Source organism: Staphylococcus auricularis (genome assembly GCF_001500315.1).
GTDB lineage: Bacteria > Bacillota > Bacilli > Staphylococcales > Staphylococcaceae > Staphylococcus > Staphylococcus auricularis.
In genome coordinates, this window is the sequence record NZ_LLER01000015.1 from 15,711 (window position 1) to 38,336 (window position 22,626).

The window sequence follows — 22,626 nt, forward strand, 5'->3', positions numbered from 1 at the left end:
GCACAGTGTTAAGTCTTTTTATGTGGAATGATTGATCTAAATATTTGCAAATGTGATAGGGGTGTCAATGATACCTGTAATCGTTTCTTGACTAAGCTCTTCTCCATTTAACCATGCATTGAAGTCAAAACGTGCAGGAGTCTGTTTTTCACCTAAACCAAGCCAAGCGACTAACTGTTGAGGTTCATACATGGCTGTATGAATCGTACCTGACCAACTTCGAAATTGTTTGCTATAAATTTCGTATTCTGGATCGTTAAAAATTTTGAAAGCATCTTGTTTCGATAAATCTGAGGATGTTTGTTTAAGTAAACGGTGTAATCGTTCTTTTGATTTTTTCGTGTAGTTACGATTTTCGTGTGTCAGTAACTTATAGTGGTTGGTACATGTCTTATCGTATCTTACATCTATAGCACGTGGAGACGCCTCGATAATGGCGTGATTTAACTGACGATCCATCACGATATAACTGAAAGAACTGCGGTGTGGGAGTTCTTTTAAGAAGCGGATTGCTTCCTCCACATCTTTACAACATTCTAGTATGAGTCGCCCAATCATATAACAGACGAAACCATCACCTGGATTTTTGCGGTGCATAAAATTATAGCCCATAGAAAGTCCAGATTCATTCATACCATCCATTCGACCTGTAATACGGGAAGTTGGGCCAATTTGCGCTAAGCCACCATCATTGGGTTGAAAGAGGAGATATCGGCCATCGTAAGTAGCAGGATGGTAATCATAATTTCGCACCATGTAATCACTCCCCAAGAACACAGTACAACCACTTTCTTTTTGAGGTGCGAAGCGATAATTAGCAAAGTTGAGTACCATTTGTTCCATCGGCAATTCTAAGACCGTTTCCATGCCTTTAATTTCTTCCCAGATTTGTGGGGCGTACATTTGGAAGACGTGATATGTTTCATCAACGTCCACATTAAAACGAGGTTTTCGTTTTTTCCATTCTTTCTCTCTATTTTTTAAAATATTGGTTTGTTTGATCCATTGAGCTGCTTTAATACCGAGATCGTAATGTGAGCCCCTAAAGGACATGACATCAGATTGTACATCTTGCATTTGTTGAACACCTGCCAATATCAGAATCAATGTTTATATCATACGTTTTCAAATGCGTTGTTTGTTTTACTCGTTATGCATTTAAATGTAATATAAAAACAATCAAATTACAATACTGCCGCTACATTAACCACTTCTTACAAAATTGTAATTTTATGTAAGCGATTAGTAATTGTATTATTTCATGTTTTCATTTACAATAAATTTAGACATTAAATATTTTACATTTGTGAGGTGATATGAATGCGTAATTATTATAATACGATAAAAGGCGTATTTAGAAGATGGTGGAGAAATTAACACTGCTTATATAGCGAATATGCTCTTTACAATTGGTGACATGAACTAAAGTAATGTTTGAATCACTTCTCCATAAAATTGACAACACACACTTCTTTAATGTTAAGCTTAATAAATAGTTTCAGGTAAATGTGATTATATTCTTTTTATTAGGGTATATATTTATCGATACTTATTTTTATGCTATTATTAACGATAGCTAAAATAGAAATTTATTGAGGTGAATCAAACATGTGGAATTTTATTAAAGGTTTATTCAAATTTGTATTCTTTACTGCTGTCACATTAACAGTAGTAACTGGCGTTGGTATTGCTGCTTTCGCTTACATCTTCAAACAAGACTTTGAAGATATTGAAAATAAAACAAAAGAACTTGTTTCTGATATCGAATCAAACAACTAATACAATTTGAATATCATATAGGGCAGGCTGGGACTGATGAAGTTCCAGCCTTTTGACATATCAATAATATAAAAATGAAGGTTGGCTGAATTGAAACGTGGGCATAAAATGCGTTCCAATTTCAGCCTTTTTGTATGTTTGAATGAAGCTTGTTCATCATAAAGTTGAATTACTTGTTTTACTCAGAGTGGGTGAATACGCATGACATCAAATAATGAAAAGCAGACTTTTTCTCCATTAGCACAAGATTTACCTTCCAAGACCATATTTAAAGTATCGATACGAATGATGTACATATCAATATCGTTAATCCAACCTTCTTCGTAGTATTCGATTTGTACTGGATAGTTCTGATGTAAAGCTTGATGGAGTTGGAGGTTAAGTTCATGAAGTTGATCATCTGAGAGCACTGGACGTTCTATCTTATCTTGATCTGCGACGTATTGTTTTAATCGTTCGAACTGTTCGGGTAAAGTAGCGAACGGTTGCCATTTCACCATACCGCGCCCTTTAGGAATGTTTGGATTCAAGTATTGGCGCGGGATCTTACGATAATCTGTTTCATGTTTATAACGCTCAGGTATCATTTTTATCCTCCTTTCAAAATCTATTATAGAACATTTGTTCGTGTTTTTGCAATATATTTTTGGCGTTAAGAGAAATTAATTCTCGACACCTTTAACGAACTTCATATGTGTTGAACAATCTATGAGAGTGGCTCAACTAGACCTCGACCTCAGTAGTTGGTAAGATGAAGTTAAGAAAATAACGAAATGGTACTGGAGTGAAGCATTATGACAACAACTGGATATGTAGGTACGTATACGAAAAAAGAAGGCAAAGGCATTTATCGTTTTGAACTCGATGAAGCACAAGGTAAACTCACTGAAGTTACTACAGGTTATGAACTTGAAGCTTCTACATATGTGCAACAACATGGTCCTTTCTTGTATGCAATTACTAAAGAAGGTGAGGATTGTGGACTTGCAAGTTTACGCATCAACGATGATGGGACATTGACATTGATTAACCAATGTTTAGCGTCTCAAGGTGGTACAGGATGCTACGTCGATGTTTCTGCAGATGGTCGCTTTATTTTTGAAGCGGTGTATGGTAATGGACTGGCTCGTATATACGAAGCGGATCCTGAAACAGGTGAAATCAAACGGCTCATTCAGGAAGTGGCTCATCAATACCCAACAGGTCCGAAAGAACGTCAAGATGGCTCTCATGTACATTTCTTATCTCAAACACCAGACGGCCACTACGCCGTTGCAATGGATTTAGGTACAGATAAAGTTGTGACCTATCAATTTGATGAAGATGGCTTACATGAATATAAAGTCACTGACTTTGAGCCAGGTGATGGACCGCGCCATATTACATTTTATGAAGGTGGCCATTATGCATATATCGTGCATGAATTATCAAATTACGTGAGTGTTGTATCCTACGATGATGGGGCGTTTGAGGAGCTTGAGCGACACCTCACAATTCCTGAGGATGCACCGAGTGATACGAAACTTGCGGCAGTGAGATTATCCCATGATCAACAATTTTTATATATCTCAAACCGCGGGGATAATAGTATAGCTATCTTTAAAGTACAAGAGGCAGGGTCTTCTATAGAACTCGTAGATATTGTGAAAAGTGAAGGCGATTTCCCAAGAGATTTTAATATAACAGCTTCAGATGATTATCTCGTCTGTGCACATCAACAAGGGGGCTATGCATTAGTTGTATTTAAGCGTAATAAAGCAACAGGTCAACTGACTTTAGTAGATAAACAACAGACCGCTCCTGAAGGGGTATGTGTCCAATTTCTAAAATAAATAAACACAAAAAAGCCATGGTAACGAGTGGGACTGACTGTCCTGACGTTTCCATGGCTTTTTTGTTATTAGTTGTTAAAGAAGGCTTTAATGTATTTTAATTTTCCTTTATATGGAGGGAAGAGTAAGCTCGATTCCAGTCGTGTCGTTTTAAAGGTATACGATTTTTTATGACTAAATGTATCGAAGCTATATTTACCGTGATAAGCACCTATGCCTGAATGACCGACGCCACCAAATGGAAGAGAAGGATTTGTAATATGCATCAGTGTATCATTAATAGCACCACCACCGAATGATACTTCATTGAGTATGCGATCTGTTGCATTTTCATCTTCACTAAAGAGATAAAGGCTTAGTGGTTTAGGATACTTATGAACAAACTCAATGGCTTCGTCAAATGTATCATATGTGATGATAGGGAGTAATGGACCAAAAATTTCTTCTTGCATGATCTTGGCATTGGCAGTCATATTTTCAATTAACGTAGGGCCAATATATCGGTCATCACGATCAGTGTCACCACCGAAAACAACATCTGCATGGTGTGTCTGCACTAAATCATTTAAGCGCATAAAATGTTTGTCATTGACAATTCGTCCGTAATCTTCACTCTGTTGGGGTGTGCGCCATAGAATTCTTGAATCGTTGTCTTGAGTGCACGTAGGAGTTGTGGTTGCACCTTACGATCAACAAGAATGTAATCTGGAGCGATACAGGTTTGACCCGCGTTGACGAACTTTCCGAAGCAAATGCGTTCACTTGCAACCTTGATGTTTGCTGTTTCATCCACGATGACAGGGGATTTACCTCCGAGTTCTAAGGTTACAGGCGTGAGTTGTTTGCTTGCTTTTTCATAGACGTTGCGACCTACTTTTTCACTACCTGTAAAGAAGATGTAGTCAAAGGGAAGATCGAGCAATGTCTCTGTAACTGCTGCATCTCCTTGTACTGTCGTTACATATTGAGGTTCAAAGGCTTCACTGATTAACGTTTCAATAACAGCAGATACGTGAGGTGTATACTCTGATGGTTTGATGATGGCTGTGTTACCTGCAGCGATGGCACCGATCAGTGGCTCGATGACGAGTTGGAAAGGGTAGTTATACGGTCCAATGATCAATACTGTGCCATAGGGTTCTTTCATAATGTAACTTTTAGCTGGAAACATGTATAAAGGCGTATTGATTTGTTTCCGCTTTGCCCAATTTTTAAGTTCCTTACGTGCAGTTTTGATATTTTTTAAAACGAATCCAATTTCTGTAGCATAGGCTTCAACTTCGTTTTTACCTAAATCTTTAGCGAGTGCTTCTAGTAAATCTTTCTCATGATTACGAATGCTGTGACTCAAAGCTTTTAAACGTTTCTTTCTAAATTTGAGCTCTTTTGTTTCATGTGTGTTGAAGTATTGTTTGCTTTGCGAAAATAAAGTTTCAACTGAGGTCAATGTGTATACCTCCTTTACGTCTATAGTGATAAAAAGAAGTGGAATAGAAATCAAAAGTGCGTATGATTTAATGAACATTGAATCCCGCATCAGATTTCGCATTCCACTTCTTAACGTGTCTGGCTGTGATCATTTAGAAATTTATTCTATTGTTTGAACAGTTTAATAAAAATTGCGATACTGCAACTATTTTCATCTTACACAGCTTTTCCATCTCGTTCTTGTCGAAGATGTTTAATTGTGAGTTAAGACACGATTTTGTCTGTCTTATTTTAAAGCGTCAGTGATTTGAGGTACGACTTGTTTTTTACGAGATACAACGCCTGGTAAGAACGCAGTACCGTTGTCTAATTCTACATCAAATGCAGTACCTACTTTATCTTTTTCTGCACCTACAACGAGGACTTTAGAATCACTGTTGATGATATCTGTGACGAGCAATACAAATAAGTCATATTTTTCATCGGCACTGACTTCTAACATTTCTTTTTCTAGTGCATCACGGCGATCAAATACTTCATCGATATCAACCGTATTTACTTGAGCGATACGTGTTTTGTAGTCACCCATGTCGAATGTTTTTGCATCCATGTTGATGATGTCTGCTTCAGATTTATCAGTTGTTGAAGCACCTGCTTTTAACATGTCTAGGCCGTAAGATTCTAGATCAACATCGGCAATTGATTTTAATGCTTCAGCTGCTTGTACATCTTCTTCAGTACATGTTGGTGATTTGAATAATAAGCTGTCTGAAATAATACCAGAAATCATAAGTCCGGCGATTTCAGGTTTGATTTCAAAGCCGCGTTCTTTGTACATTTTATAAAGAATTGTAGCTGTACAACCTACTGGTTCAGCACGATAATAAAGCGGTGCTGCTGTTTCGAAGTTAGCGATACGGTGATGGTCAATCACGTGTTGAACCGTCGCATTTTGAATGGAATCTGCACTTTGTTGTGCTTCGTTGTGGTCGACTAAAATCACGTGTTGATCTGTGAGGTCATCAGTAAGTAATTCGGGTGCTTCAACTTTGAAATAGTCTAACGCATATTGTGTTTCTGGTCCCACTTCACCTAAGCGATAAGCAGTTGCATCGGCGTTACCAGTTTGATGTTCGAAGTCTGCCATGATCAATGCTGATGAAATAGCATCAGTATCTGGATTTTTGTGACCGAAAATATAAGTTTTTGTCATTGTTAACTTCTCCTTATCTTATTATTGTATTGCTCTCATTTTATCACGTTTAGGTCCTAATCTTCTACTCTAGCACCCAATGAATTTTCAAAGTGAGTCAATGCCCAGTCATGGCCAGTTTGGTCGAATGAAGCAACACCGCTTTTCGGTATTGTCATGTGGTAACCTAGGTTATATCCTCCAACTGCTGTGTGTAAGACACAAATATCCGTACATACACCGACGATTTCGATATTTTTAATATCTCTTGCGCGTAACATGGCATCTAGTGGGGTACCATGAAATGAGTCATAACGTGTTTTGTCTAAGAAATGTACATGTTCGTGATCTTGTATCGCTTCGTATGTGTCTTTCACTTCACCATAGAGTTCACGCCCTGGTGTATTGGCAATGTTGTGAGGTGGAAATAAGTTATATTCTGGATGTGTTGTGTCATTTTCATAATGTAAATCCATCATCATGAAGATATCTTGTTCTGCTTCATCATATGCTTTCATGCGTGAAACGATAAATGGTTCAATATCTTGCGCTGGTTTTCCTGCTGTGAGTTGCCCATCATCTGCAACAAAATCATAAGAATAATCTACAACAATTAAAGCTTTATTTCCCATTAAAAATTCAACTCCCAATCTTAGTATGAAATTTTATATTCAATAGCATAACGCAGATTGAAAAAGATTGCTAATTAACTGAAAATGAGCAAGATCGTCTGTGAATCGATGTATAGATCACAAAAAATATAATAAAATGAAATACAAATTAAGCTTTTCATGTTATAACAATCGTACCTTAGTTCGTTGCTAGTTCATTTAAGACGGAGCCATAAAACGGGTTTGGTAATGATTAAACGGATTCGAATCATTTAAAGGAGAATGGAAAGATGATTATAAATGCCAGAGACTTTGGCTTAAAAGGCGGCCACAAATTTAAGGATACGTTCGCATTACAACGTGCGTTGAATTATGCGAAAAAGCATCCAGGTACTACAATCTATGTCCCTAAAGGTGTCTATCATATTGCTAAAGCATTAATTATTTATCAATCCACGACATTGTGGCTCGACGACGAAGCGGTATTACTGAGAAAGGGAAGAGATGCATTATTAAAAAATGGGCATCGCTTCAAATTGTACCATGGCTATGACGGTAACAGTCACATTCATATTTATGGCGGTACATTTGATATGAATGGTGTGCAATATCCCTATAATAATACGGCATTGTGTATGGGGCATGCGACGGATATTCAACTCAGTCATGTCACTATTAAGGATGTCGTAGGTGGTCATGGAATAGATGTATGTGGTGTGAATGGTTTTTATGCGAATCACTGTCGGTTCATCGGTTTTAACGATGCTGAGGGCACACGGTCATTTTCTGAAGCAATTCAACTCGATATCCAAGTTCCAGGGGCATTTCCAAAATTTGGTACAACAGATGGCACGATAACTAAAAACGTCATCATCGAACATTGTTACTTTGGTGATTCTGACACTTGTGGAATGGGTGCATGGAATCGCGCGATCGGGTCCCATGCCAGTCGCTATGATCAATTCTATGAGAACGTACACATTCGCTATAATACGTTTGAAGGTATTCAATTTTATGCGCTCACCTTATTAAAGTATAAAGATACATTCAATCATCATAATACTTTTAACCATTGTATAGGGGGTCTCCGATATTTAGCTGTAAAAGATGGCAAAAATGCGACGAACCAACAGGGGTATGACATGGGCACACAGGCAGGCTGTAATTGTCATATTTATCAAAATGAATTTAATGGTGGAATGAAAAAGGATGCGATTCATATTCGTAGTTATCATAGTATCCCACATCATAACGTATTGATTGCGAGTAATGATTTTAAACATAAAAATCAGCGTATTCATTTAGAAGATATCAATAATTTAAGATTAGATACATCCGCTAAGGCACGGATGACTGTGCGTAGTACACGTCTTAGAGCACCCCATTCAATTAGCTTTAAAGAATAAATAGTAGTTGTGTAAGCGCTTTAATATTTGTATAATTATTCTATAGTGTGGATATAAATATTAAAACTACATAGAACTATCATTTTATAGCTGTGCAATTTTTCGTGTTGAATGGCTTCATTTTAAACCGAAATTGTGCAGAGAGAGTGGGGGATGGCGATGTTTAATCAGAACAAGCCGATGTTTCCAAACTATTTGACGTTTTTCTCACACAAACAACAGGGCAAGTCTTATAGTTTAGGACAGTTCATAGGGCTCATCTTAGGGCCGGTGTTATTCATTTTAACGTTAATGTTTTTTCATCCTGAAGGTCTAGCATGGAAAGGTGTTTTCGTTCTAGCGATGACTTTATGGATAGCAGTGTGGTGGATTACTGAAGCGATACCGATTGCAGCGACGAGTTTATTACCATTGATATTGATGCCATTAGGGCATGTACTTACACCTGAAGAGGTATCGGCTCAGTATGGTAATGATATTATTTTTCTATTTTTAGGCGGGTTTATTTTAGCGATTGCGATGGAACGGTGGAATTTACATACCCGTGTCGCACTCACAATTATTAAGACACTAGGGACAAGTACGGGTAAAATTATGCTCGGTTTTATGATTGCGACCGGTTTTCTATCCATGTTTGTCTCAAATACAGCAGCGGTTATGATCATGATTCCGATTGGACTTGCCATTGTGAATGAGGTCAATGAATTAAAAGGTCGGGAGATTGAGCAGCAACATATTTCAAAATTTGAAAAATCATTGGTCCTTGCGATTGGTTATGCTGGAACGATTGGTGGATTGGGTACGTTGATAGGTACGCCACCGTTAATCATTTTAAAAGGACAATTTCACTCAGCATTTGGCCAAGAGTTAAGTTTTGCGGAATGGATGATTGTCGGTATACCAACTGTTATCGTACTACTCTTATTCGTCTGGCTCTATTTACGTTACGTCGCTTTTAACCATGGATTAAAAGAATTACCTGGGGGTAAAGCGCTCATTCAACGTAAACTGAATGAATTAGGCCGTATGAAATATGAAGAGAAAGTTGTACAAGCGATCTTTATCTTAGCGAGTGTGTTGTGGATCAGTAGAGAGTTTGTATTGAAACAGTGGGAAGTTACGTCTCAAGTTGCAGATGGTACGATTGCCATGTTTATTTCAGTATTACTGTTCTTAATTCCAGCTAAAGATAAATCGAAACATAAACGCATTATTGATTGGGACGTTGCTAAAGAATTACCATGGGGCGTATTAATCCTATTTGGTGGGGGCCTTGCCTTAGCGAAGGGGATTTCTTCAAGTGGTTTAGCCAATTGGTTAGGAGAACAACTGACGTTACTCGATGGCGTAAGTCCGTTACTCATCGTCATCGTGATTACTTTATTCGTATTGTTCTTAACAGAGATTACGTCCAATACTGCGACTGCAACGATGATTTTACCTATTCTTGCAACGTTATCAGTTGCAGTGAATGTACATCCATTATTACTCATGGTGCCTGCAGCGATGGCAGCGAACTGTGCGTATATGCTACCCGTCGGAACACCACCGAATGCGATTGTTTTTGGTACAGGTAAGTTAGAAATTAAAGAAATGGCAAAAGTCGGTTTTTGGGTCAACATGATCAGTGTGGTAATCATCGTAGTTGTTGTTTATTACTTCATGCCAATGGTTTTAGGCATTGATATTGCGCAACCACTAGAGCTTAAAAAATAATATGTTCAATAAAAAGAGCCTTTATAAGTAGACGTGTATGCGACAGTCATGAGCGCAGTGTGTCACTTATAAGGGCTTTATTTATGTTAATTGAGTAAATGAACCGATTATTTTCACATTAAAATCGAGTGTTTCTAAAATGGACAGCGCTTTGTTTAAATAAAGATTTTGTGGACTGCTTGCTTGAACGAAAAATCGATACATACCGAGTTGTGTTTTAAGGGGTCGAGATTCCACCCATGAGAGGTTGATGTTAAATAATGCGAAAGTATTTAATATACTTGCGAGCACACCCGCTTTATCATATTTAGGTTCGATGAGCAGTAACGTGTCGGTCGCATCTTCAACTTGTTGAAACTCACTCGTCACAACGAGAAAACGAGTTGCATTGTGTGGGTAGTCTTGGATGTTCGTAGCGAGCGCGTCGAATCCTAGACGCTCACCACTACCTAACGGGGCAATCGCGCCTGTTGTCTGATTGATATAGTCAAAGCTTTGAATGGTACTTTCTGCATATGCATATGAGAAGCCATGGTGTTGAATGAAATGATGCGTTTGACTGATGGCTGGCGCAATAGAATAGACGTGTTTAAGTTGATCTAATGTTGCACCTTTTAAACCGTACAAAGCAAATTGAATGTCTAAATAAATTTCACCCACCGCAAAGACATTTTGTTCCGCTAACGCATCAGCCACGATATTGATTGTACCTTCAATCGCATTTTCGATAGGGACCACTGCAATGCTTGTGGTATCTTGACTGACAGCTTGAATGACTTCGTATAGATTGGCGCACGGTTTAAAATGAACAGATTGATCAGAATAGTGTTGATGCGCCGCTAGATAAGAAAAAGTTCCTTTTGGGCCTAAGTAATATAAGTTCATTGGTTCTACCTCGTTGTGATTTAACTTTTTGTTAATATTAATGATTATTGATGAAAAGGGCAACCGTGTTGAGATTTTTTCTTGTAATAAAAGTTTGGTTCACGCATTTCATTGTTATAACCATGGTGATAATTTGACACTAAGGTAGGTGAGAGTGATGGCACGAGCCAAGACCATTTTCCTGTCACAGTTCTACCTTGTAATTGTTCATTACGTTCGAATAGTTCAAATTGTTTAGAAGCGGTTAAATGATCCACCATTGTGACGTGTTCTTTTTTAAAGGATTGGTAGACGGCGTCATTTAATTCCACGAGTGCACGGTCTTTATTAAATGAATTATTTCTGAGATTATCAAATTCAAACGCTTCTGCGACGGGTTCCAACAAGTTATAACGATAAGTGTCGGTAAAGTTTCTGACAGCAATTTCATTCACCATGTACCAGCCGTTAAATGGCGCAGTAGGATACGTAATACCACCAATTTTTAAATCCATATTTGAGATGATGGGTACTGCATACCATTTTAATCCGAGGTCTTTTAATTTAGGGTAACGATCATGTTCGATGTTGACCTCTTTAATCAATCCATCTGGATATTCGTGAACTTGAACAGATTGTCCAGGTAATTGATAGATTAAAGGTAAGATATCAAATGACGTATGGGGTGCGTTCCAACCTAAATGAATGGCAAGTTGTGTGATATCTTTTTCGGCAGGATCACCGACATCATCATAACCTGCATAACGGATGAGTTGATTGTTGAAAATATGGGGTGGTTGTTCTGGGTGATAGATCGTAATATAGGGTTTGATTTTACCGTTATTAGTCGCTTGCTCGATATGTTGTTCGATAGAATCAATGAAAGCTTCATCAGTAGATACATCTCGTGCATCAACGACATTTAATGACTTCCAATGCACACGACCAATGCAGCGATTCGCATTCCGCCAAGCCATCTTAGCGCCATAAGTCAATTCTTCTGATGTATGCCAATATGTTCCGGTTTGTTCGATAGAATCAGTGACTTCTTTGAGTCGTTTTTGTATGTCTTTTTCTGAGTAGCCGAGTTCAGTATACATCGTTTGAATAAAAGATTTTGCTTATTGTAACATAGGACCACCTCACAGCTATTATAAATGATTTATGTCGTATAATAATGAATTAATTGTGAAACTTAATAAATAATATGATACTCTGTCACATTTTCAACAAAAAAGTATCATTTCGAAAGATGATTAACTTTATCAGATAGCTCATAAAAAACCTCAAAATGAAGGAATGGCGCGGATTTTTATCATTCGCAATCAGATTTGTTTATGATAAAATGAATAAAAAGGGCGATTGGAGCGATAACTATGTACAAATATAAAGATGATAGTTTTGTTTTACATAATGATTTATATCAAATTAATATGGCTGAAAGTTATTGGAATGACGGCATTCACGAACGCAAAGCAGTATTCGATTTATATTTTAGAAAAATGCCATTTGAAAGTGGTTATGCAGTATTCAATGGTTTAAAACGTGTGATTGAATACATTAAAAACTTTCATTTCTCAGAGGATGATATCGAATACTTAAGTTCTATCGGCTATCCAGATGATTTCTTAGATTACTTAAAATCACTTAAATTCACTGGTAATATTCGATCAATGGCAGAAGGTGAGCTATGCTTTGGCAATGAGCCTTTACTTCGTGTCGAAGCGCCATTAATCCAAGCACAACTCGTAGAAACGATGTTGTTAAACATTGTCAATTTCCACGTGCTCATTACAACTAAAGCAAGTCGTATCAGACAAGTTGCACCAGATGACACGCTGATGGAATTTGGTACACGTCGTGCACAAGAGGCAGATGCAGCATTGTGGGGTGCTCGTGCAGCTTATATTGGTGGATTTAATTCGACAAGTAACGTGATAGCAGGTAAATTATTCGGTTTACCAATCTCTGGAACACATGCGCATTCATTTGTACAAACATATGGCGATGAATATGTTTCATTTAAAAAATACGCAGAACGACATAAAAATTGTGTCTTCTTAGTAGATACCTTCCATACGTTGAAATCAGGTGTGCCTTCAGCAATTAAAGTAGCGAAAGAACTCGGTGATTCAATTAACTTTGTCGGCATTCGTCTTGATTCAGGTGACATTGCATACCTCTCTAAACAAGCGCGTAAAATGTTAGACGAAGCAGGATTTACAGATACACAAATCATCGCATCTAACGACCTCGACGAACAAACGATTACCAGCTTGAAAGCACAAGGTGCACGCGTAGATTCATGGGGTGTCGGTACGAAATTAATTACAAGTTATGATCAACCAGCACTTGGTGCCGTATATAAACTCGTTTCAATTGAAGATGAAAACGGCGAATACATTGATCGTATTAAACTATCTAATAATGCAGAGAAAGTAACGACACCTGGTAAAAAAGATGTTTATCGTATCATCAATAAAAAAACACAAAAAGCGGAAGGGGACTATATCACTTTAGATTATGAAGACCCAAATGAAGCATCACCGCTCAAATTATTCCATCCAGTGCATACGTATAAAATGAAATTCATCAAATCATTTGAAGCTAAACCATTACACCATGATATCTTTAAAGATGGAGAACTCGTTTACGATTTACCTTCAGAAGATGATGCACGCCAATATCTCACAGATAATCTTCTATACTTATGGGATGAAAACAAACGTTATTTAAACCCACAAGATTACCCAGTAGATTTGAGCAGTGCTTGTTGGGAAAATAAACAGCGTCGTATCTTCGAAGTTGCAGAACACGTAAAAGAAATGGAGGAAGAGCATGAGTGACCTACAGTCTATCGTCGTAGAAGAAATGAAAGTGAAACCTACGATTGACAGTGAAAATGAAATTAACGATATCATGCATTTTATTAAATCCTACGTACAATCACACCACTTTATTCAAAGTATTGTGTTAGGTATTTCAGGCGGACAAGATTCAACATTAGCCGGTAAATTAGCGCAAATGGCTGTTGAATCATTACGCAAAGAGCATAGAGATGTGCGCTTTATCGCAGTTAAGTTACCTTATGGTCAACAAAAAGATGCAGATGAAGTCGAAGATGCTTTAGATTTTATTCAACCTGATGAAACGATTACGGTGAATATTAAACCTGCTGTAGATCAAAGTGTTGCTTCATTAAAAGAAGCAGGAATCACGTTGACTGATTTTGAAAAAGGCAACGAAAAAGCACGTGAACGTATGAAAGTTCAATTTTCTATTGCGGCGAACCAAAGTGGTATTGTGTTAGGCACAGATCATTCAGCTGAAAATTTAACCGGTTTCTTCACGAAATACGGGGATGGCGCAGCAGATATCGCGCCGTTATTCGGTTTGAATAAACGCCAAGGACGCCAGTTATTAGCTTATCTAGAGGCACCACGTCATCTTTATGAAAAAGCACCTACGGCAGATTTAGAAGACGATAAACCTCAGTTACCGGATGAAGAAGCGTTAGGCGTTACTTATAATGACATCGATGATTATCTCGAAGGTAAAACCGTTTCAAGTGAAGCCAAAGAGACGATAGAAAAACATTATGTTCGTAACGCACATAAAAGAGAACTCGCTTATACCCGCTACACATGGCCTAAGAATAAAAATTAACAAAAACTAATAATTTTGTAGTGACAAGCTGCTTATGACTTGATAAAATGATTTGAATTTAATGATTGATGAAAGGAAAGAAACGATGTCAGTAATTACTTCAGATCCATGGCTAATGGTGTTAGCCATATTTGTTATCAATGTCGCTTATGTCACTTTTTTAACGATGAGAACCATTTTAACGTTAAAGGGTTATCGCTACACTGCTGCTGTTGTTAGTTTTTTAGAGGTACTTGTTTATGTCGTTGGATTAGGCATGGTCATGTCTAGTCTTGATCAAATCCAAAACATATTTGCATATGCTTTAGGCTTTTCAATAGGTATTATCGTAGGAATGAAAATAGAAGAAAAACTCGCGTTAGGCTATACAGTGGTCAATGCCACATCATCGGAATATGAGCTAGATTTACCACGTCAGCTCAGAGATTTAGGTTATGGTGTGACACACTACAGTGCCTATGGTAGAGATGGCAGCCGTCTTGTGATGGAAATTTTGACGCCTCGCCGATTTGAACGCAAACTCATAGAAACGATTAAACAAATGGATGAGAAAGCATTTATCATCGCTTATGAACCACGTACAATCCATGGCGGATTCTTAGCACGTGGCGTAAGAAGTAAGAAACTTAAACAATACGATACAGAAGAAGTGGAAACGCTATGAAGAAACAACAAAAATTCAAAGTCGAAGCGGATGAAACGATTCAAGATTGTTTAGCACGTATGAGAGACGCAGGATATATGCCTGTGAAACGCTTTGAAAAACCTGTCTATCAAGAACTTAAAGATGGTTCTATAGAAGTTTTAAGACAAGAGATTGAATTTGTAGGGAAACGCATTTCAGATGATGAATAATTGAGAAGCTATGCTGAGCGTAAAATTAAATAATGAATGATTGAACAGGGGATTTTATGTTCCAATAGATGGTTTTACAGAAAGAAGTATCATCAGCCAAAACAGGTGATATTGTCACCATAATAACTGATGCGGCGCTTCATTTTCAGATGGAGAAACGACGGTCATTTTGGATCACAATCCCCGTTTTTTTATAAAAAGTTAAAAATTTTATACTTTTGTTTGTATTTTTGATAAACTAAAGGTGAAACGTCTAAAGACGAACTATAACTTTGAATTTTGTTTTAATGTACATATTTTCAAGAAAGAAACTGACTAAAGATAGGAGTATTAGACTATGATTGATCGTTATTCTAGAGAAGAAATGGCTAATATTTGGACAGATCAAAGCCGTTATGAAGCATGGCTAGAGGTAGAAATCTTAGCTTGTGAAGCTTGGAGTAAATTAGGTGACATTCCTGCTGAAGATGTGGAAAAAATTCGTGCCAATGCGAAAGTAGATGTTGCGCGCGCGAAAGAAATTGAAGAAGAAACACGCCATGATGTTGTTGCATTTACACGCCAAGTTTCTGAAACACTCGGGGAAGAACGTAAATGGGTTCATTATGGTTTAACATCAACTGATGTTGTGGATATGGCGTTGAGCTATCAAATTAAACAAGCGAATGAAATCATTGAAAAAGATTTAAATCATTTCTTAGATGTACTTGCTGAAAAAGCGAAAAAATATAAATACACACTCATGATGGGACGTACACATGGTGTACATGCTGAGCCAACGACATTCGGTATTAAAATGGCATTATGGTACACAGAAATGAAACGTAATTTAGTACGTTTTAAACGTGTTCGTGAAGAAATCGAAGTCGGTAAAATGAGTGGGGCAGTTGGAACATTTGCAAATATCCCACCTGAAATTGAAGCACATGTTTGTAAAGAATTAGGTCTAGGTTGTGCGCCGGTTTCAACACAAACATTACAACGAGATCGCCACGCTTATTACATTGCAACACTAGCATTAATTGCCACTTCTTTAGAAAAATTTGCAGTTGAAGTCCGCAACTTACAAAAAACAGAAACAAGAGAAGTAGAAGAAGCATTTGCGAAAGGTCAAAAAGGCTCTTCAGCAATGCCACATAAACGTAATCCTATCGGTTCTGAAAACATCACAGGTATTTCTCGTGTCATTCGTGGCTACATTACAACAGCTTATGAAAATGTACCGCTTTGGCATGAACGTGATATCTCACATTCTTCTGCAGAACGCATTATGTTACCAGACGTGACGATCGCATTGAACTATGCGCTAAATCGTTTTTCAAATATCATCGAACGTCTTACAGTCTTCGAAGATAATATGAAAGAAAATATGAACAAAACATTTGGTTTAATCTTCTCACAACGTGTGTTATTAGCGTTGATTGATAAAGGTATGGCACGTGAAGAAGCCTATGATACAGTTCAACCGAAAGCGATGAAATCTTGGGAAACAAAAACACCGTTTAGAACATTGATTGAAGAAGATTCAAACATCACTGATTTATTATCTGAATCAGAGCTTGATGAATGCTTCAATCCAGAACACCATTTAAATCAAGTCGATACCATCTTCCAAAGAGCTGGGTTGGAATCATAAGAAAGTAGCTCATTATCTAGTATTTCCTTAATCATCATGGCCAAAAATAAGTCATAGTGAAAGAAATGGACTTCATTCTACGAAGTCACGTATTAATTCGTTTGATTATTTCTTTCGAACACTAAAAAGCATTGTGAAATATGTTGAATTTTTGGTACAAAACCTCTAAACTTTAACGTATTAGCACGTTAAAACGAGATAATTTGAGTTAAACAGGGGTTGTTTTCAATGCAAATAGAAAAAATTCGAGGGGATGCTTTGAATGAGCTATTCGAAGCCATTCTGACATTAGAAACGCGTGAAGAGTGTTATCAATTCTTTGACGATTTATGTACCGTCAATGAATTGCAGTCATTGTCACAACGTTTACAAGTTGCGAAGATGATCAAACAAGGTTATACGTATGCGACAATCGAAGAGGAGTCTGGCGCTTCTACTGCAACGATTTCCAGAGTGAAACGTTCATTGCAGTGGGGTAATGATGCCTATACGATGATTCTAGAACGCATGAATATAGAGACAACAGATTAAAACCATATTGATATAAGTAAAGGTTGGTTCAGTTGAATGGACGACACGGTAAGGGGATGCACTTTCTTCAACCATTTTCATTCAACATATTGAACCAGCCTTTTTGTGTTTAGCGCTAGTGTTTCAAACTTTTTTGATGTCATTAGCCTTAGAACTCATATGTTAAAAATGCTATAATGATAGGTATGTAATCAAAAGGAGTTAAGAAGATGTATGACATAAGTGGATGGCATCATATTTTTAAATTAGATCCTGCCAAGCCTATCAGTGAAGCGGCTTTGCGGGCGGTTTGTACGTCGGAAACCGATGCGATTGTGATCGGTGGTACAGATCAAGTGACAGAAAGAAATGTTAGCCAGTTAAAATTTAGAGTGCGACGCTATTCAAAACCTGTGGCTTTAGAATTATCTCAAATAGATAGCATCGTGCCAGGCTTTGATGCTTATTTGATTCCGACAGTGTTAAATAGTCCTGATGTGACGTATCATAATGGCATCTTATTTGACGCATTAAAGACTTACGGTCACTTGATTGATTTTGATGACGTTGTATTTGAAGGTTATATCGTCCTCAACCCCAACAGCAAAGTGGGTGAAGTGACACAAGCAGAAACGCATCTTACTTCAGAAGACGTAGAAACATATGCGCAAATGATTGAATCAATGTATCGTCTGCCTGTGATATACATTGAGTACAGTGGTACCTATGGCGATATTGAAAAAGTGAAAGCTGCAGCTGAGATATTAAGTCATACACAATTAGTATATGGTGGCGGAATTACTAACCTTGAAGAAGCGCAAGCGATGGCAACGCATGCGCATACCATTGTAGTTGGTAATATCATCTATGAAGATCTTAACCAAGCATTAAAAACTGTAAAGATAAAGGAGTTACCAGAATGAATCCGTTAGTTGATAAGATGAATGCTGAACAAAGTGAAGCAGTGCGCACGACTGAAGGTCCATTACTTATTATGGCTGGTGCCGGTTCAGGTAAAACGCGTGTGTTAACCCATCGTATTGCCTATTTACTCGATGAAAAGGACGTATCTCCTTACAATATCTTAGCCATTACGTTTACGAACAAGGCTGCGAGAGAAATGAAAGCACGTGTCGAAAATTTAGTCGGCGAAGAAGCGCAAGTTATTTGGATGTCTACGTTCCACTCTATGTGTGTACGTATTTTACGACGTGATGCAGATCGTATTGGTATTGAACGAAATTTTACGATTCTTGATCCAACCGATCAAAAATCCGTTGTTAAAGATGTATTAAAAAATGAAAATATCGACAGTAAAAAGTATGAACCACGCTCATTTATCAGTGCGATCAGTAATTTAAAAAACGAATTAAAAACACCGAAAGATGCGCAAAATGAGGCACAAGACTTCTATTCACAAATGGTTGCGACGGTATACAGCGGCTATCAAAAACAATTATTCCGAAATTCAGCATTAGATTTTGATGATTTAATTATGACAACGATTCATTTATTTGAACGTGTACCTGAAGTTTTAGAATACTATCAAAATAAATTCCAATATATTCACGTAGATGAGTATCAAGATACCAATAAAGCACAATATACTTTAGTTAAACAGTTAGCAGATAAATTCAAAAATATTTGTGTCGTAGGGGATTCTGACCAATCTATTTATGGTTGGCGCGGTGCAGATATTCAAAATATCCTTAACTTTGAAGAAGATTATCCAGATGCCACAACGATTTATCTCGAACAAAACTATCGTTCTACGAAAAATATTTTGAACGCAGCAAACGAAGTCATTAAAAATAACAATGAACGTAAACCGAAAGGACTTTGGACGTCTAATGTCGAGGGTGAAAAGATACATTATTATGAAGCGGACACAGAACGTGATGAAGCACAATATGTCATCAGTGAAATAATGAAACACCATCGTAAGGGCAAACCGTATAATGACATGGCGATTCTTTACCGTACGAATGCTCAATCACGTGTGTTAGAGGATACATTTATGAAATCTAACATTCCGTACGTGATGGTCGGAGGTCAAAAATTCTATGACCGAAAAGAGATTAAAGATTTACTCAGCTATCTTCGCATCATCGCAAATAGTAATGATGACATCAGCTTACAACGCGTTATTAACGTGCCTAAACGAGGGATTGGACCAACTACAGTAGAAAAAATTCAACGTTATGCTGCTGATAATGAAATTAGTATGTTCGATGCCTTAGCAGAAGTTGATTTTATCGGACTCTCTAAAAAAGCGACGCAAGCGTGTATCAATTTCTACGACGTGATTCAAAATCTGATGAAAGAACAAGAATTCCTTGAAATCAGTGAGATTGTAGAAGAAATTTTACAAAAATCAGGGTATAGAGAAATGCTAGAACATGATCAATCGATCGAAGCCCGCAGCCGCTTAGAAAATATCGACGAATTCATGTCTGTGCCGAAAGAATATGAAGAAAATACACCGCCGGAAGAGCAATCACTCATTAATTTCTTAACTGATTTATCATTAGTCAGTGATATCGATGAAGCCAATGTCGAAGATGGTGTAACACTCATGACGATGCACTCTGCAAAAGGGTTAGAATATCCTATCGTCTTTATCATGGGTATGGAAGAATCATTATTTCCACATATTCGTGCCATCAAGAGTGATGATGACCATGAAATGGAAGAAGAACGCCGCATTTGTTATGTTGCGATTACACGGGCTGAAGAAGAGCTTTATCTGACACATGCCACATCTCGCATGTTATATGGTCGTTCTCAAGCTAACATGGCTTCTCGTTTCTTGAGAGAAATCCCAGAGACATTACTTGATGACAATCGACCAGCAACCTCAACAGGATCACAAATACGTCAGGCGACTAAGAAACCACCTAAACGTCCACACAGTCAACGCATGACGGCCGCTAAGAAAGCGACAGCAGAAACGGATTGGCATGTTGGCGACAAGGTCGTGCACAAAGCATGGGGTGAAGGTATGGTAAGTAATGTAAACGAAAAAAATGGGTCTGTAGAGCTCGATATCATCTTTCAATCCGAAGGGCCTAAACGCTTGTTAGCCCAATTCGCACCGATTACGAAAAAGGGGGAATAGAGTGCGATGAATGAGATTCAAAAACGTGTTGACGAATTACACAACATGCTCAATCAATATAGCTATGAGTACTATGTTAAGGATAATCCAACTGTACCGGATAGTGAATATGACCAGTTATTACGAGAATTGATCAATATTGAAGATGAACATCCAGAATATCGTACAGCGGATTCACCGACAGTTCGCGTCGGAGGTCAAGCACAGTCCACATTTGAAAAAGTACAACATGATACACCTATGCTCAGTTTAGGTAATGCTTTTAATGCTGATGAGTTACGCAAGTTTGACCAGCGTATTCGAGACAATATCGGTGAAGTCACTTACATGTGTGAATTGAAGATTGATGGACTTGCCGTTTCATTAAAATATGAAGACGGACAATTCGTTCAAGGGTTAACACGTGGAGATGGTACAACAGGTGAAGATATAACAGAAAATCTCAGAACGATTCATGCTATTCCTTTAAAAGTCGATGCACCGCTCACTTTTGAAGTGCGAGGCGAAGCATATATGCCGAGACAATCTTTCTTAAAATTAAACGAAGAGAAAGAAGCGAAAGATGAGCAACCCTTTGCAAATCCTCGTAACGCAGCAGCAGGCTCATTACGTCAACAAGACACACGTCTAGCTGCACAGCGAAAACTCAGTGTTTTCTTATATAGCGTCAATGACTTCACACAGTTTGAAGCTTCTACACAAAGTGATGCATTAGATGAACTTGACCGATTGGGTTATAAAACGAACCAAGAACGTCAAATTGCAAACAATATTGATGAAGTCCTTGAATACATCGATAAATGGACAGAACAACGAGAATCGTTACCATATGACATTGATGGTATCGTCATCAAAGTAAATTCCCTCGAGCAACAACAAGAGCTTGGATTTACTCAAAAATCACCGCGTTGGGCGATTGCTTATAAATTCCCAGCAGAAGAAGTAGTGACGACGTTGAGAGACATTGAACTCAGTATCGGGCGCACAGGCGTTGTAACACCGACAGCTATTTTAGATCCAGTACGTGTTGCTGGTACGACGGTATCAAGAGCCTCATTACATAACGGTGATTTGATACAAGAACGTGATATTCGTATTGGCGATAGTGTCATCGTTAAAAAAGCAGGAGATATCATTCCTGAGGTCGTTAAAAGTATAATTGATCGTAGACCTGAAGATGCAGAGGTTTATCACATGCCGACACACTGTCCAAGCTGTGGTCATGAACTCGTTCGTATTGAAGGTGAGGTAGCACTACGTTGTATTAACCCTAAATGTCCTGCACAACTCATTGAAGGATTGATACACTTTGTGTCTCGCCAAGCGATGAACATCGACGGTTTAGGAGATAAAATCATCCAACAATTATACGAAAATGAAGTCATCAAAGATGTGGCTGATATTTACTACCTTTCAAAAGAGGATCTATTACCGCTTGAACGGATGGGTGAGAAAAAAGTTGCGAATTTACTCGCTGCCATTGATGCATCTCGTGAAAATTCGTTAGAACGCTTATTATTCGGCCTAGGTATTCGTCATTTAGGTGCCAAAGCAAGTCAAACGATTGCTGAAAAATACGAGACAATGGATCGTTTATTAGAAGTGTCAGAGGAAGAGTTAGTCGAAATCTATGACGTCGGTGAAAAATTAGCACAATCCATTGTTACTTACTTAGAAAATGAAGATGTGCGTGCGTTAATAAATAAATTAAAAGAAAAAAATGTTAACATGAGTTATAAAGGTGTCAAAACAACGGAAGTAACGGGACACCCAGAATTTGAAGGAAAAACCATCGTCCTTACTGGTAAATTACAAGAAATGACACGTAATGAAGCCACTGAATGGTTGGAACTTCAAGGTGCGAGTGTAACGAATAGCGTCACGAAAAAAACAGACATCGTCATTGCTGGAAAAGATGCAGGATCAAAATTAGATAAAGCAGAAAAATTAGGCACAACTGTTTGGTCAGAAGCAGAATTCCAGGACAAACAGAAGGAAATTGAAGATTAGAGG

The 22,626-nt window shown here is 37.8% G+C and carries 21 protein-coding genes; 13 read left to right on the forward strand and 8 right to left on the reverse strand.

All coding sequences use genetic code 11. The features are described 5' to 3' along the window. Positions 1-36: 36 nt before the first annotated feature. Positions 37-1,077: a C45 family autoproteolytic acyltransferase/hydrolase gene (locus APS80_RS08065; protein WP_059107765.1), complete on the reverse strand. Its 1,041-nt coding sequence runs from the start codon at positions 1,075-1,077 to the stop codon at positions 37-39. A gap of 531 nt (positions 1,078-1,608) precedes the next feature. Between APS80_RS08065 and APS80_RS10770 the strand changes: the two genes are divergently transcribed. Continuing rightward, positions 1,609-1,779, forward strand: a complete 171-nt coding sequence (locus APS80_RS10770; protein ID WP_103170803.1) for a hypothetical protein — start codon at positions 1,609-1,611, stop codon at positions 1,777-1,779. 182 nt (positions 1,780-1,961) lie between these two features. Here the strand turns inward: APS80_RS10770 and APS80_RS08070 are convergent, their stop codons facing one another. Continuing rightward, entirely contained in the window at positions 1,962-2,366 is a 405-nt protein-coding gene (locus tag APS80_RS08070; protein ID WP_059107766.1) for a YolD-like family protein, read from the reverse strand. Positions 2,367-2,573: 207 nt separating this feature from the next. Here APS80_RS08070 and pglS point away from each other — a divergent pair, with 207 nt between their 5' ends. Then, complete coding sequence (gene pglS / locus APS80_RS08075) at positions 2,574-3,611, forward strand: 6-phosphogluconolactonase (protein WP_059107767.1); 1,038 nt, start codon at positions 2,574-2,576, stop codon at positions 3,609-3,611. Positions 3,612-3,679: 68 nt separating this feature from the next. Here the strand turns inward: pglS and APS80_RS11200 are convergent, their stop codons facing one another. From APS80_RS11200 to APS80_RS08090, 4 genes are all read right to left on the reverse strand, one after another. Beyond that, positions 3,680-4,186: an aldehyde dehydrogenase family protein gene (locus APS80_RS11200; RefSeq protein WP_373364591.1), complete on the reverse strand. Its 507-nt coding sequence runs from the start codon at positions 4,184-4,186 to the stop codon at positions 3,680-3,682. Continuing rightward, a complete protein-coding gene (locus APS80_RS11205; protein WP_373364592.1) occupies positions 4,177-5,058 on the reverse strand; it encodes an aldehyde dehydrogenase family protein in 882 nt (293 codons plus the stop codon). Before APS80_RS11205 ends, APS80_RS11200 begins: the two co-directional genes overlap by 10 nt. 267 nt (positions 5,059-5,325) lie before the next feature. Further along, the gene (locus tag APS80_RS08085; protein WP_059107768.1) at positions 5,326-6,252 is read right to left on the reverse strand and encodes a manganese-dependent inorganic pyrophosphatase; all 927 of its coding nucleotides are present in this window, start codon (positions 6,250-6,252) and stop codon (positions 5,326-5,328) included. 56 nt (positions 6,253-6,308) lie between these two features. Next, positions 6,309-6,863, reverse strand: a complete 555-nt coding sequence (locus APS80_RS08090) for a cysteine hydrolase family protein (RefSeq protein ID WP_059107769.1) — start codon at positions 6,861-6,863, stop codon at positions 6,309-6,311. A 269-nt stretch (positions 6,864-7,132) separates the two neighbouring features. Here APS80_RS08090 and APS80_RS08095 point away from each other — a divergent pair, with 269 nt between their 5' ends. Together APS80_RS08095 and APS80_RS08100 are read left to right on the forward strand one after the other, a co-directional pair. Continuing rightward, positions 7,133-8,248, forward strand: a complete 1,116-nt coding sequence (locus APS80_RS08095; protein WP_059107770.1) for a glycosyl hydrolase family 28-related protein — start codon at positions 7,133-7,135, stop codon at positions 8,246-8,248. Positions 8,249-8,401: 153 nt separating this feature from the next. Then, complete coding sequence (locus APS80_RS08100; protein WP_059107771.1) at positions 8,402-9,964, forward strand: SLC13 family permease; 1,563 nt, start codon at positions 8,402-8,404, stop codon at positions 9,962-9,964. 81 nt (positions 9,965-10,045) lie between these two features. Here APS80_RS08100 and APS80_RS08105 read toward each other — a convergent pair whose 3' ends face one another. Then, positions 10,046-10,849, reverse strand: a complete 804-nt coding sequence (locus APS80_RS08105; RefSeq protein ID WP_059107772.1) for a prephenate dehydratase — start codon at positions 10,847-10,849, stop codon at positions 10,046-10,048. Positions 10,850-10,893: 44 nt separating this feature from the next. Next, positions 10,894-11,937 (reverse strand): nitric oxide synthase oxygenase, encoded by a 1,044-nt coding sequence (locus APS80_RS08110; RefSeq protein ID WP_258026021.1) that lies wholly within the window; start codon positions 11,935-11,937, stop codon positions 10,894-10,896. 267 nt (positions 11,938-12,204) lie between these two features. Here APS80_RS08110 and APS80_RS08115 point away from each other — a divergent pair, with 267 nt between their 5' ends. From APS80_RS08115 to ligA, 9 genes are all read left to right on the forward strand, one after another. Continuing rightward, positions 12,205-13,674 carry a nicotinate phosphoribosyltransferase gene (locus tag APS80_RS08115; protein WP_059107773.1) on the forward strand — a complete coding sequence of 490 codons (1,470 nt, stop codon included), beginning with the start codon at positions 12,205-12,207 and terminating at the stop codon, positions 13,672-13,674. Next, positions 13,667-14,494, forward strand: a complete 828-nt coding sequence (nadE, locus tag APS80_RS08120) for an NAD(+) synthase (RefSeq protein WP_059107774.1) — start codon at positions 13,667-13,669, stop codon at positions 14,492-14,494. The genes APS80_RS08115 and nadE overlap by 8 nt, the downstream gene beginning before the upstream one ends. 85 nt (positions 14,495-14,579) lie before the next feature. Then, entirely contained in the window at positions 14,580-15,158 is a 579-nt protein-coding gene (locus APS80_RS08125; protein ID WP_059107775.1) for a DUF2179 domain-containing protein, read from the forward strand. Then, positions 15,155-15,349: an NETI motif-containing protein gene (locus APS80_RS08130; RefSeq protein WP_059107776.1), complete on the forward strand. Its 195-nt coding sequence runs from the start codon at positions 15,155-15,157 to the stop codon at positions 15,347-15,349. Before APS80_RS08125 ends, APS80_RS08130 begins: the two co-directional genes overlap by 4 nt. A gap of 337 nt (positions 15,350-15,686) precedes the next feature. After that, on the forward strand, positions 15,687-16,985 hold the full coding sequence (purB, locus tag APS80_RS08135; protein WP_059107777.1) for an adenylosuccinate lyase: 1,299 nt from the start codon (positions 15,687-15,689) through the stop codon (positions 16,983-16,985). A gap of 228 nt (positions 16,986-17,213) precedes the next feature. Further along, on the forward strand, positions 17,214-17,516 hold the full coding sequence (locus APS80_RS08140) for a YerC/YecD family TrpR-related protein (RefSeq protein WP_059107778.1): 303 nt from the start codon (positions 17,214-17,216) through the stop codon (positions 17,514-17,516). Between the two features lie 209 nt (positions 17,517-17,725). Beyond that, positions 17,726-18,418, forward strand: coding sequence for a heptaprenylglyceryl phosphate synthase (gene pcrB, locus APS80_RS08145; protein WP_059107779.1), 693 nt, complete (start codon positions 17,726-17,728; stop codon positions 18,416-18,418). Continuing rightward, positions 18,415-20,613 (forward strand): DNA helicase PcrA, encoded by a 2,199-nt coding sequence (gene pcrA / locus APS80_RS08150; RefSeq protein WP_059107780.1) that lies wholly within the window; start codon positions 18,415-18,417, stop codon positions 20,611-20,613. The genes pcrB and pcrA overlap by 4 nt, the downstream gene beginning before the upstream one ends. 6 nt (positions 20,614-20,619) lie before the next feature. Beyond that, positions 20,620-22,623, forward strand: a complete 2,004-nt coding sequence (gene ligA / locus APS80_RS08155) for an NAD-dependent DNA ligase LigA (RefSeq protein ID WP_059107781.1) — start codon at positions 20,620-20,622, stop codon at positions 22,621-22,623. Positions 22,624-22,626: the final 3 nt, after the last annotated feature.

Coding starts and splice junctions, on each gene's coding strand:
- APS80_RS08065 (WP_059107765.1), bottom strand. CDS start 1,077: ATGCAAGATGTACAATCTGATGTCATGTCCTTTAGGGGCTCACATTAC.
- APS80_RS10770 (WP_103170803.1), top strand. CDS start 1,609: ATGTGGAATTTTATTAAAGGTTTATTCAAATTTGTATTCTTTACTGCT.
- APS80_RS08070 (WP_059107766.1), bottom strand. CDS start 2,366: ATGATACCTGAGCGTTATAAACATGAAACAGATTATCGTAAGATCCCG.
- pglS (WP_059107767.1), top strand. CDS start 2,574: ATGACAACAACTGGATATGTAGGTACGTATACGAAAAAAGAAGGCAAA.
- APS80_RS11200 (WP_373364591.1), bottom strand. CDS start 4,186: ATGCGCTTAAATGATTTAGTGCAGACACACCATGCAGATGTTGTTTTC.
- APS80_RS08085 (WP_059107768.1), bottom strand. CDS start 6,252: ATGACAAAAACTTATATTTTCGGTCACAAAAATCCAGATACTGATGCT.
- APS80_RS08090 (WP_059107769.1), bottom strand. CDS start 6,863: ATGGGAAATAAAGCTTTAATTGTTGTAGATTATTCTTATGATTTTGTT.
- APS80_RS08095 (WP_059107770.1), top strand. CDS start 7,133: ATGATTATAAATGCCAGAGACTTTGGCTTAAAAGGCGGCCACAAATTT.
- APS80_RS08100 (WP_059107771.1), top strand. CDS start 8,402: ATGGCGATGTTTAATCAGAACAAGCCGATGTTTCCAAACTATTTGACG.
- APS80_RS08105 (WP_059107772.1), bottom strand. CDS start 10,849: ATGAACTTATATTACTTAGGCCCAAAAGGAACTTTTTCTTATCTAGCG.
- APS80_RS08115 (WP_059107773.1), top strand. CDS start 12,205: ATGTACAAATATAAAGATGATAGTTTTGTTTTACATAATGATTTATAT.
- nadE (WP_059107774.1), top strand. CDS start 13,667: ATGAGTGACCTACAGTCTATCGTCGTAGAAGAAATGAAAGTGAAACCT.
- APS80_RS08125 (WP_059107775.1), top strand. CDS start 14,580: ATGTCAGTAATTACTTCAGATCCATGGCTAATGGTGTTAGCCATATTT.
- APS80_RS08130 (WP_059107776.1), top strand. CDS start 15,155: ATGAAGAAACAACAAAAATTCAAAGTCGAAGCGGATGAAACGATTCAA.
- purB (WP_059107777.1), top strand. CDS start 15,687: ATGATTGATCGTTATTCTAGAGAAGAAATGGCTAATATTTGGACAGAT.
- APS80_RS08140 (WP_059107778.1), top strand. CDS start 17,214: ATGCAAATAGAAAAAATTCGAGGGGATGCTTTGAATGAGCTATTCGAA.
- pcrB (WP_059107779.1), top strand. CDS start 17,726: ATGTATGACATAAGTGGATGGCATCATATTTTTAAATTAGATCCTGCC.
- pcrA (WP_059107780.1), top strand. CDS start 18,415: ATGAATCCGTTAGTTGATAAGATGAATGCTGAACAAAGTGAAGCAGTG.
- ligA (WP_059107781.1), top strand. CDS start 20,620: ATGAATGAGATTCAAAAACGTGTTGACGAATTACACAACATGCTCAAT.